A 10,540-nucleotide genomic window follows, 5' to 3' on the forward strand; every position below is an offset into this window, starting at 1 on the left:
TTAAACCATTAAGAAATTAAGAAAAATTAAGCTCTGATTCTTAATGTAACTTAATTCCTTAATGGTTCAAATTTTAGAAAATATTCGACACGTACTCAAACCGCAAAAAAAAAGAGATTTTCATTTGACTGAAAATCTCTTTTGATTAGTTACTTAATAAAAATTAGCAAATTAGCGGTAGAAAATTATGCTTTGATCCAATTCAATACTTCTGGATCAGTTACTAATGTTCTTGGAGAAATTACTTTTTCCAATTCCCCTTTTTCGTTGATTAGGTATTTTTGAAAATTCCATTCTACAGTTGAATCTTGTAATCCATTTTTAGATTTCTGAGTCAAAAACTGATAAATAGCAGCCATATCATCGCCTTTTACAGAAACTTTATCCATCATAGGGAAAGTTACTCCGTAATTCATTTGGCAAAAAGTAGCAATTTCTTCATTTGTTCCTGGCTCTTGTGACGCAAAATTATTAGCTGGAAAACCTACAATTACTAATCCTTTGTCTTTGTATTCTTTATAAACTGCTTCAAGGTCTTTGTATTGTGGTGTTAATCCACATTTTGAAGCGGTATTCACAATCATAATTTTTTTACCTTTCAAAGAAGCAAAATCAAAACTTTTACCTGATAAATCTTCTACTTTGAACTGATAAATTGTCTCTTTAGCCAATGGTGTACTCATTTTGTTTTCGGATTTTTGTGGTTGTGCCTGATTTTGACAACTTAATAACATTAAAGCGCAAGTTGCGATATACACTAGATTTTTCATAATTGAAATTTTTCATAAAATTAAATAAAAATTTGTTTTATCAAAGTATTTTTTAGTTAAACAGTAGTTAAATAAAAAAGAAACCTGACACTATAAAAATGCCAGGCTTCCAAACAAATAAACAACAAACCTTAATGTGGTATTTAAAACGTATAGGTTATTTTTCCTTTCATAAAGAAAGGCGTTCCTGGAGTAAAATGAATTTCTTCGACACTTTCTGGTTCATTTTGAAGCCTGGATTCAGTAGCAAATTGTGTCTCGTTCCATTCTGTATCAAAAATATTCTCTACTGCAATTCCGAAATTGATATTCTTATATTGATAATTAACATTTAAATCCGAAATAAAGTAACCTTTGGCAACAATAGAATTATCTTCATTTGCCGGACGATTTTTTAAATAACGATACCTAATTCCTCCTGAAAAACCATTCAACTTTTGGAAACTTAATCCTCCAGTAGTAGTGAAATCTGGCGCTAACGGAATGTAATCTTGCCCCTTTGGTTCATCAATACTTCTGGCGTACGTATAATTTGCATCAGCATCAAAATACAACCAATCGTTCAATTGATAACGTAAACCAAGCTCTGCTCCCATACGTTTTGATTTTCCGCTTGGCTCAATAATTCCGGCATCTCCCACGTAAACAAACTCCTGTTCTAAAAACAAATACCATAAAGCTGAATTCACAATCAACTTAGGAAATGGTTTCCAAATGGTACCAATATCTGTTCCTATTGCGGTTGGTAAAATTTGTTTCCCACTGTTTTGAACGACAACGCGAGCATCATTTGAATGGAAACCCATTCCTGATTTTACAAAAAACTGCAAATTGTTATTTTGCGAATAAATGAAATTCAGTTTTGGAGAAAACTTAACTTTTGATTCCGATTGTGTTTTGTAATTCTCCATTAATTTATCTTGATAATTGAATTTGAAATAATCCAATCTAATGGTCGGATTAATCATCAGTTTCCCAAAATTGAATTCGGAATTCAAATACGTAAACAAATTAGATTCATCAATATCACCTAATTTTATATTCTCAAGAACCGTTCTTCTGTTTAAAGTATGTGAAAGCTCTGTATCAGTTGTCGCATCGGCACGAAAACCAGCTCCAAATTGCAACAAAACATCTGTATCATTTATTTTCGTCTTCTTATTCAACTCCGCATTCATTCCGTATATATCGCGGTTTTCTTTTTGTTTAATTTGGTCCCCATTAATTGGATCATCTAAAAAGAACGTAAAATTTGAGTACAATTCAAATTGGTAATTCGAATAAAAAGCATTCGCTTTCAAAAATGTATTTTCATCAATTGGTTTGCTCAAACTCGCATTAAAATTGGTTCGCGATGTATTTCCGCCTTCGGTATCATCAACAGCACCAAATCTCGAAATCGTTCCGTTATCGACCAAACGTTGCGGAATTTGTCCCGAAGCGTCCCATTTGCTGGAAAAGCGAGAAGCCAAGATTGAAAACTTACTATTGTCACTTAATATAGCTGAATATTTACCTAACAGATTGACCCTATTAAAATTTTGGGGAGAATCAAAAGGACCATCTGTTAGAATATATTCTGTGGCAATGTAGGCGCTTTGTGTTTTTTGGTTGCCCAAAAGATTAAACAATCCTACTGTTCTCAAAGTATTGAATTGTCCTACTTCTACCCCAATGCTACTTTTTTCTATTTTATCTTTAGTTTGGAAAGCAACGTATCCTGCTGTAGCAAAATCCCCTTTGTTAGCATAATACGTTCCTTTTCCAAAATCTATTTTTTCTACTGTTTCCGGAATTACAAAATGCAAATCGGCATAACCTTGACCATGTGCGTGAGATACCATATTTACTGGCATTCCATCTACTGAAATGGCAATATCTGTTCCGTGATCGATATCAAATCCTCTCAAAAATATTTGCTCTGCTTTTCCTCCGCCGGCATGTTGCCCGATGAATAATCCAGGTACTTTTCTAAGAATTTCCTGAGATGAATTTACTGGAGTCGTTTGCAAATCTATTTTTGAAATAACATTCATTGCGGAAAGTTTCGGTTGGATTACTATCTCATTCAATCTAAAAATATCATCTTCCAGAATTATAATATCATCAGAAGAAACAATGGTGAAATTTGACTTTTTATATCCTAAAGCGGTTATTTTGATAACATCTCCTAAAACCGTTTTATCTAAGCTAAACAATCCGAATTCATTTGTATGCGCATGACTTTCAGAATTTGTATTCACCAAATAAGCGTTTTCAACAGGATTACCATCACTATCCAACACTTTTCCTTTTTGGATTTGGCCATAGGAAGACAACCCAAAAAGGGTAATCATCACTAAAATAATACTTTTCATACGCTACAATTGATTTACCTTTTTCTCGAAATTAGGTCCCAATTCATACAAACTGGATAGTAATTCTTCCTTAATAGGTTTCGCTTTAAGCGCTAAATTATTTGATTTGTAAATCATTGCTAAGTGGTATTGTACCTTAGGTTCAAAGGTTTTTCCAGCCACATGATTCTGAGCAATTTCTAATGCTTTTTTATTTTCGCCTACATTTAAGTACGCCCAAGCCAATAAATCGTAAGAATCAGCTGTAGGTCTGTGGTCCACTTCTATTTTAGCAATTTCTAATGCTTTTGAAGCGGTTTTTTTGTCATCGGCATAAATTAAAGCATTGTATTTATTATACATAGCGCCATAATTATTTTTCTCCATCATAGAAAAATAAGCGTTTCTGTTTTTTATTTCCTCGCTTTTATTACCTTCAAATTGAGCAATCTGCGATTTCAATAAATAAAAATCGGGGGTATTATGAGTAACGGCTATAGCATCAATAATTCTATTTGCCTCATTTATATTTCTTTCTTTAGAGAAAACAATCCAAGCAATTCCTTTTAAAGCATAAGAATAATTAGGATCTAATGCTAACGTTTTTAGGAAACTGTCATACGAATCCTTAATTCTTCCGGCGTGACCGTAGAAATCTCCAAGGTTAGAATAGGACCAAATTTTAAGTGCTTTATTATCATCTTTTTCAGCAATATCTCTTGCCTTTTCCATGAATGTTATGGCAGTATTCAAATCACCTTTGTGATCGTTCCATTTTGCCAAACGAATCAAATAATCAAAACTATTCATGTCTCTGATTGCATTCAAATTTTTAACGGCTTCCGGATAATTTCCCAATTCCATTTGAACGTCAAAAAGTAATTTTTGAGTTTCTTTTTTACCCTCTCCAATCGTTAATGCTTTATTAGCTAACTCCAAGGCTTCTTTGAAACGGTGTTGCGAAATATAATTTCTTGCTAATGATCGGATAGTTGACACTCTCGAATAATCGTAAGCTTCGTTTGATTTTGTCAATAGTTCTTCCGTTTTATATAGGTTTTTTATATTTCCTGTATATTCGAAAAGCATGCTATAATTTGATGCTAATTGACTTAAATAACTAATTTGATTTGGAGCTGCATCATATTTTTTTTGCCAAAAATCAATTTCTTTGTACGCGAAAGTCAATGATTTATTTTCTGTTAAAGTCAAATATTTATTATAGTCTTCTGCTTTAGTAATTTGTTCTGATTTAGTCTCGCAACCGAATATAAATAGGATTGTGAAAACTAAAAATGATATTGTTTTTAAAGTTTTCATACTCTAATTGTTTTGTTTGTTTGTTTGTTTGTTTTAATAAAAAAAAACAGAGCGAAAATTGTTGCAAGCGCTCTGTTTTTTTTTAGAGAAAATATTACCAAGCAGAAGCTAGGTAAGGGAAAGTTGTTCCAAATGCTTTATCATTTGCATTCACATTATCTTTAGTAAGACCTGGATTAGAAGTACCAGCTGATCCACCAAAAATCAATAACAATTCAACATCAATTACATCATCAGCCAAAGCTCTACCTGTCAAAATATTAGTTCCGTCAAAGAATGTAGTTTTAGCTGTTTTAGAAACTCCCAATACATCTGTAGCCAAAAGACCAGTTAGCTGAGCAGCCGTTTGTCCTAAAGCATTAGTAGTATATCCTGGATTCAAAGCTAATAATCTAGATTGGAAAATAGATTGGTATTTAGCTCCCATTGCCGAAGGAATTGCAGCATTAAAATCATCTTTAGGTTGCCCTGAAGCAACGAATACAGTATTGATTGCCGGTCTTGCCATTTGATCTTGCTGAACATAAGTTCCTGAAAAATCTAGGCTTACAGTAGAATCACCGTTTGAATCGTCATTATCACAATTTACTGAAACAACTGCAGCTACTAGCGCGATTGTTATAATTTTGAATTTATTTGTTTTACTCATGATCTTTATATTTTAAGTTTTTTGGAAATCGGAAATATTCGATTTCATGTTGTTACTTTTTTAAATAAAATAATTATTGTTTTTTCTTAGTTTCAGCCCAAACATTGATTGTGCTTGAAGAACCTAACATTGTTTTTGGAACTTCTACTACAATTGACATTACATTAGTTCCTGCAAATGTATCTGTACCCGGATTATTAAATCCTGTAGCTGTTCCTCCAAGGATAGCTTTAAACTGACCTAAATCAAAGAAGAAAGGATCGTCTCTTGGTCCTGCAAAAAATTTCATTCCATTTTGCTCAGCAGTTAAAGCTGTTGCACCATAAGAAGAAATTGTAACATTCCCTGTAGCGGCAGTCGTTTTAACAGTACTTGATGTTCCTGTTGTTCCTGGAGCAACTGGTCCAAAGAAATACATCTTGTCATCTCTCTTAATGGCTTGAATCACTAAATCTTCAACATTGTCACCTGTGTTATCAATATTGATCTCAACCATTACATTTTCTTTAAATGTAGCAGCACCTGTAGCATTAGGACTTAACAATCCTTGTGTGTTTACTGCAAATACTAAATTACTTGTGTTTTGACCTTGAAAAGCGTACACATCAGTAATATCACCTGCATCGCCAGACATTGTAGCCGGAGCATCTATGTGATCCGCAGCTACCAATATTAAGCCCGAAATCGCCACTAGCGATAGACCTAAAATCATTTTTGTTTTTTTCATTTTGTTATAAATTAAAAGGTTATAAAGTCATTTACGGGAAAGTGTTTCTTTTGGTTTTAAAAATGGTAATAAAAAATCAAATAAATAATTAAACAACTGAAAATCAATTAACTAAATACTTAAATAAAATACAATTATTTTTATTTTAATTTTTTTATTATCTTGACAATCATTAAATCAATCATTTCTAAATAAGATTGTATAAGTTTGTATAAGTAAAATAGTAAGATATGAGTCAAGAAGAATTATTAGTATTAATTTATAAGAAAGACGAAAGAGCATTTACACATCTATATGATATGTATTCCAAAAGTTTATTTTCGGTTATAAATGTTCTCGTAAAAAACAGAGAAGAAGCAGAAGACGTGCTTCAGGAAGTATTTGTTAAAATTTGGAAGAACATTGATTCGTACCATGAGAGCAAAGGAAGATTCTACACTTGGATTCTGAATATTGCCAGAAACACTTCTATAGATAAACTGCGTTCCAAAAATTTTAATAACAGTCAAAAAAACCTTTCTACTGATAATTTCGTAAATCACTTTGAAGACAGTTCTAAACTGGTTGACAAAATGGATACTATCGGATTGCAAGAGTTTGTAAAAAGACTAAAACCGAAATGTATTCAAATAATTGATTTATTGTTTTTTAAAGGCTACACCCAACAGGAAGCTTCGGATGAATTGGCAATTCCTTTAGGAACAGTAAAAACACAAAATAGAAATTGTATTAATGACTTAAGAAATTATTTGAAAGTATAATGGAAACAAAAGAATATATCGAATCAGGAATCCTGGAGCTTTATGTTTACGGTTTACTAAGTGAACCCGAAAACGAAGAGGTAAGCACCATGGCGAAAAATAACCAAGAAATTAACGACGAAATCATAGCGATTGAAAAAGCCATTGTTGCTTTATCATCAAGCTTTTCACCGTTTCATTCTGTGGCTAATTATGAAAAAATAAAGGCAAAACTAGAGCTTAAACATGCTAAAGTAATCGAGTTACAGCCTACCAGCAATTGGTCACAATATATTGGTTGGGCAGCAGCTGTGTTATTATTAGTGGGAATTGGTTACCAATACAATCAATTGGATGAAACTACTACACAAGTAGCGAATACTGAAATTGAGAAAGCTAAATTAGAAAAAGAATTTAATGTCTTAAAATCAAAAAACACGGCTAACGAAACAAGTTTAGCAGTTGTTAGAGACACTAAAAACACTGTTGTAGCATTAGGTGGGCAAGCAGTTGCTCCAGAATCTTTTGCAAAAGTATATTGGAATCAAGATACTAAGGTGGTCTATATTGATGCTGCCGGTTTACCGGAACCACCAGAAGGAATGGTGTATCAAGTTTGGGCATTGAAATTAAGCCCGTTGACTCCTACAAGCATTGGATTATTGGAAGACTTTGATGTAAATGATCAAAAATTATTTGCTGTGAATAATGCTAATGAAGCAGAAGCTTTTGGAATTACACTAGAGCCAAAAGGTGGAAGTTTAACTCCTACAATGGAACAGTTATATACACTAGGAAAAGTATAAAAAAACTCTTTTTTCTATAATCTTAAAAAGGTTCAACTTTGCAGTTGAACCTTTTTTATTGCTAAACAAGAATTATAAATAATTAGTATTATCGTACCCAATACCAAATAATTCCTGGATCTGAATTGCCACAACATCCTAACCATGGTGCGGGACTAAAAGCACAACTTGAAACTAAAGTTCCCCACCAATCTCCATTTGCATCATTACTAGTTGTAATCTTACCGCAAGATGCCGGCGAATACCAAGGCATTATTTGTTCAATTCCACTTCCTTGATAAGACCAAGAATCAAATTTTGTATCTAATGTAATATCTGTTTGAGTATTATTTGTGTTTACAAAACTGTACGCTTGATTAGCTGTCCAAATTCCACCCCAACGCCCTCGAGATGTTGCTTCCATCATATATTGAAATCCGCTACTGCTCTTCTTAAGATAATCGGCATATGCAATAATAGAATATTGTCCATTAATCGTTGGAATTGTTTCATTTCTTAGAATAGCATTAGTCCCATCCCATCCGGAATTATTGTTATTGCATAATATCAATGTCCAACCTCCACCGTCAGTAGTCATATCAGCATAAATCTGAAAAGGAGTTCCTCCGTTTATATTTGGATTTGTGATCCAATACAAACCATCTGTCGCGCTTGGGTAATCCGTTTTTATCTGCAAAGCACTTGCTCCTGCCGAGGCTGTAGATAATCCGTCATTGGATTTAGTAGAAACAGACTGACCGAATTTAGTTAATGAATTGCTTGTACTCAATGCTCCATTTTTATTGATATAATTAAAATCAGAATTCGAAATTTGGCCGTTTTTTGTTAAAATAGAAATCGCATTTACTGTCAAAGTAGCACTTATAGAATCACCATAATGAGTCGAATTAGCTGCTTGAGTAGCCGTAATTGTGGTACTTCCCGCGCCTACAATTGTTACAGTTGTACCACTGATAGTTGCTACAGCAGCATTACTACTTGCATAAGTAATAGCGCCTACACTGCTGCTACTTGGTGGTGAAATTATATAAGTACCATCAAAATACGTTTTTATTTGTGAATTAAAATTGCTTAAACTAGGATTGTTCAGTACGGTTACAGTCACACTATTAGAAACAGAACAGCCTTCATTAGCAGAATAACCCGTAACTTCATAGGTGGTAGTTTCTGTTGGATTAATTGTAAATGTTTCGCCGGCTACCATTGGTTGTCCATAAATACCGTAATAAGAAGCAGAACTATTTTCAATAGCCTCTCTGTTTGAATCTGACAATACAGAATCAAACGCAAATATATCGGCAACATCAGCATCCGAAGATTCACTTTCGTTAATCCTTAAACCATTTGGCCCATTAAATCCCCCATTTGTATTAACAGTTTTAGAAATCCCGTTTTCAAAAATTGTCGAAGCACTACCAGTTCCTGTTGCTGCATATATATATGGATTGTTATCTGCTGATATTCCACCAGGTTGAGAAACCCAACCATCAAAATGAGCTTGACTTTTACTTCCATTCCACCAACCTAACAACCAGTTATTGTTTGCATTTAAAACTCGACCTCTACTCGGACCCGTTTGTTTTGCCGCATATACTACTGTATATGGTGGTATAAAATTCACGTTGTTTTTTATATTTTGAGTCGTATTAAATCTTAAAATAGGTTTATTATTCAATCCATTGTAAACATAGAGTGGTTGTGCACTCACAGAGGATGGAATCATATCATTTCCATTCCCAGATTGATCGTACAGTTTAACGCAGTAACCTGCAGAAATACCCAACCATGTGCTAATTGACTCTGTATCTAAATCAGTATTCATAAATCCAAAATCGGCTTCTGCATTATCGCTTTCTCGTCTCAAACGAACTGCAAATCCAGTATAAGCAGATCTTAGTAAACGTAGGCCTACAGCTAGCTTACAGGTTGGAACTTGGTCTAAAGGTGTAGTCAAGCCGACACCCCACAAGTAAGTACTGCATCCTGAAGCAGTAAGAGTAACAGAATCCCCTGAATTAATAGTAGCTGCTGATGGAGTAATTGTAACTGAAGATAAAGTCTCAACAGTTACAGCACCAGAAACAGTGCTGGTAACTGGCGATCCTAACAAACCGGAAACAATAACATAATAATATTTAGTTCCGCTAAGTGTAGTTGGCGGAATAAAAGTAGCTTCAGTAGCATCGGCAATAAAAGTTCCTCCACTGTTACTGGAACTAGAATTACTGTACCATTGATAGGTTAAATTTTGTCCCGAAGCTTGAACAGTCAAAGGAGTTGCAGTTGTTCCCACACATTCAAAATGATTGGAACCCGAAGGATTTATCACTATTGCTGTAGTGCACGAAGTCATGGCAATTTCATAATAACTACCTTGATTACATTCTATTGACATTCGAATATTAGGTGCAATTAAAGGAGAGAATCCTATTGCCTCGCTTTGTAATATCGACCCTCCTCCATTACCTCCATCGTAGTTACCTATAAAAATTTGATTTAAGTTATCCGTTCGAGGGCTAATAGATAAAACCATTGCATTATTAACGGGAGCCAGTGATTCGGCAGTTGTTTTTGAAATTCCATCTTTCCAAATAGCAAGTGGAAAAACATTAGAATGAAATGTAGTTCCTCCATTTTCTAATATTCCTCCAATTCTAGGACTTCCCTCCAAAATGGTATGATAGCTTGGCCAAATAGTACTTTCTGAGCGTACTACTGTAGTAATACTTGCTAAACTTAATGATCCAGAATAAACCAGCCCTTTATTTCCTGAAAAATCAATGGCTACTCTTGTTCCAATGTATTTAAAAGTACCATTAAATACGATTTTTGGTTGAACGTTATTATCAGTTTTGATCAAATTCCTTCCATTCCCACTTTGATCGTACCAAATAGTCACAAAAGCATCATTTACACCAACAAAAGTCAATAAAGCAGCCGAGTTTAAATCTCCATTACCATCAAGACCAATATCCTGAGTGGTATTGTCTGTACTTCGTCTTACCTGTACGGCACTACCAGCGTAAGAGCTGCTTAATTTCCTCAAACTATAAGCTCCAGCCGCTGGTGTAGCACTAGTAAGCCCTAAATTGTCTAGCGTGTTTTGAGCATAACCTTCTAAAGTAGCAACAATCAAAAAAAAGAAAAATATTTTTTTATAAAACTTCATGATATAACTGTATTAGAAGCTAT

At 33.8% G+C, this 10,540-nt stretch carries 8 protein-coding genes; 2 read left to right on the forward strand and 6 right to left on the reverse strand.

What is annotated here, in order from left to right:
- Nucleotides 1-185: 185 nt before the first annotated feature.
- From ACNQF8_RS12955 to ACNQF8_RS12975, 5 genes are all read right to left on the reverse strand, one after another.
- The gene (locus tag ACNQF8_RS12955; RefSeq protein WP_417951732.1) at nucleotides 186-683 is read right to left on the reverse strand and encodes a glutathione peroxidase; all 498 of its coding nucleotides are present in this window, start codon (nucleotides 681-683) and stop codon (nucleotides 186-188) included.
- A 230-nt stretch (nucleotides 684-913) separates the two neighbouring features.
- Nucleotides 914-3,127 (reverse strand): TonB-dependent receptor, encoded by a 2,214-nt coding sequence (locus ACNQF8_RS12960; RefSeq protein WP_417951566.1) that lies wholly within the window; start codon nucleotides 3,125-3,127, stop codon nucleotides 914-916.
- Nucleotides 3,128-3,130: 3 nt separating this feature from the next.
- Nucleotides 3,131-4,426 carry a tetratricopeptide repeat protein gene (locus ACNQF8_RS12965; protein ID WP_417951565.1) on the reverse strand — a complete coding sequence of 432 codons (1,296 nt, stop codon included), beginning with the start codon at nucleotides 4,424-4,426 and terminating at the stop codon, nucleotides 3,131-3,133.
- Between the two features lie 94 nt (nucleotides 4,427-4,520).
- Nucleotides 4,521-5,075 (reverse strand): DUF4331 family protein, encoded by a 555-nt coding sequence (locus ACNQF8_RS12970; RefSeq protein WP_282713455.1) that lies wholly within the window; start codon nucleotides 5,073-5,075, stop codon nucleotides 4,521-4,523.
- A gap of 73 nt (nucleotides 5,076-5,148) precedes the next feature.
- Entirely contained in the window at nucleotides 5,149-5,802 is a 654-nt protein-coding gene (locus tag ACNQF8_RS12975; protein WP_417951564.1) for a DUF4331 family protein, read from the reverse strand.
- Between the two features lie 230 nt (nucleotides 5,803-6,032).
- Between ACNQF8_RS12975 and ACNQF8_RS12980 the strand changes: the two genes are divergently transcribed.
- Both ACNQF8_RS12980 and ACNQF8_RS12985 read left to right on the forward strand, forming a co-directional pair.
- Nucleotides 6,033-6,563, forward strand: a complete 531-nt coding sequence (locus ACNQF8_RS12980; RefSeq protein WP_099715280.1) for an RNA polymerase sigma factor — start codon at nucleotides 6,033-6,035, stop codon at nucleotides 6,561-6,563.
- Nucleotides 6,563-7,348 (forward strand): anti-sigma factor, encoded by a 786-nt coding sequence (locus tag ACNQF8_RS12985; protein WP_417953701.1) that lies wholly within the window; start codon nucleotides 6,563-6,565, stop codon nucleotides 7,346-7,348. Before ACNQF8_RS12980 ends, ACNQF8_RS12985 begins: the two co-directional genes overlap by 1 nt.
- An 88-nt stretch (nucleotides 7,349-7,436) precedes the next feature.
- Here ACNQF8_RS12985 and ACNQF8_RS12990 read toward each other — a convergent pair whose 3' ends face one another.
- Nucleotides 7,437-10,517 carry a fibrinogen-like YCDxxxxGGGW domain-containing protein gene (locus ACNQF8_RS12990; RefSeq protein ID WP_417953702.1) on the reverse strand — a complete coding sequence of 1,027 codons (3,081 nt, stop codon included), beginning with the start codon at nucleotides 10,515-10,517 and terminating at the stop codon, nucleotides 7,437-7,439.
- Nucleotides 10,518-10,540: the final 23 nt, after the last annotated feature.

The organism is Flavobacterium labens, assembly GCF_048286755.1.
Taxonomy (GTDB): Bacteria; Bacteroidota; Bacteroidia; order Flavobacteriales; family Flavobacteriaceae; genus Flavobacterium.

What these genes read in the sequence shown, in the direction of transcription:
- ACNQF8_RS12955 (WP_417951732.1), bottom strand. Translation starts at nt 683, where the DNA reads ATGAGTACACCATTGGCTAAAGAGACAATTTATCAGTTCAAAGTAGAA.
- ACNQF8_RS12960 (WP_417951566.1), bottom strand. Translation starts at nt 3,127, where the DNA reads ATGAAAAGTATTATTTTAGTGATGATTACCCTTTTTGGGTTGTCTTCC.
- ACNQF8_RS12965 (WP_417951565.1), bottom strand. Translation starts at nt 4,426, where the DNA reads ATGAAAACTTTAAAAACAATATCATTTTTAGTTTTCACAATCCTATTT.
- ACNQF8_RS12970 (WP_282713455.1), bottom strand. Translation starts at nt 5,075, where the DNA reads ATGAGTAAAACAAATAAATTCAAAATTATAACAATCGCGCTAGTAGCT.
- ACNQF8_RS12975 (WP_417951564.1), bottom strand. Translation starts at nt 5,802, where the DNA reads ATGAAAAAAACAAAAATGATTTTAGGTCTATCGCTAGTGGCGATTTCG.
- ACNQF8_RS12980 (WP_099715280.1), top strand. Translation starts at nt 6,033, where the DNA reads ATGAGTCAAGAAGAATTATTAGTATTAATTTATAAGAAAGACGAAAGA.
- ACNQF8_RS12985 (WP_417953701.1), top strand. Translation starts at nt 6,563, where the DNA reads ATGGAAACAAAAGAATATATCGAATCAGGAATCCTGGAGCTTTATGTT.
- ACNQF8_RS12990 (WP_417953702.1), bottom strand. Translation starts at nt 10,517, where the DNA reads ATGAAGTTTTATAAAAAAATATTTTTCTTTTTTTTGATTGTTGCTACT.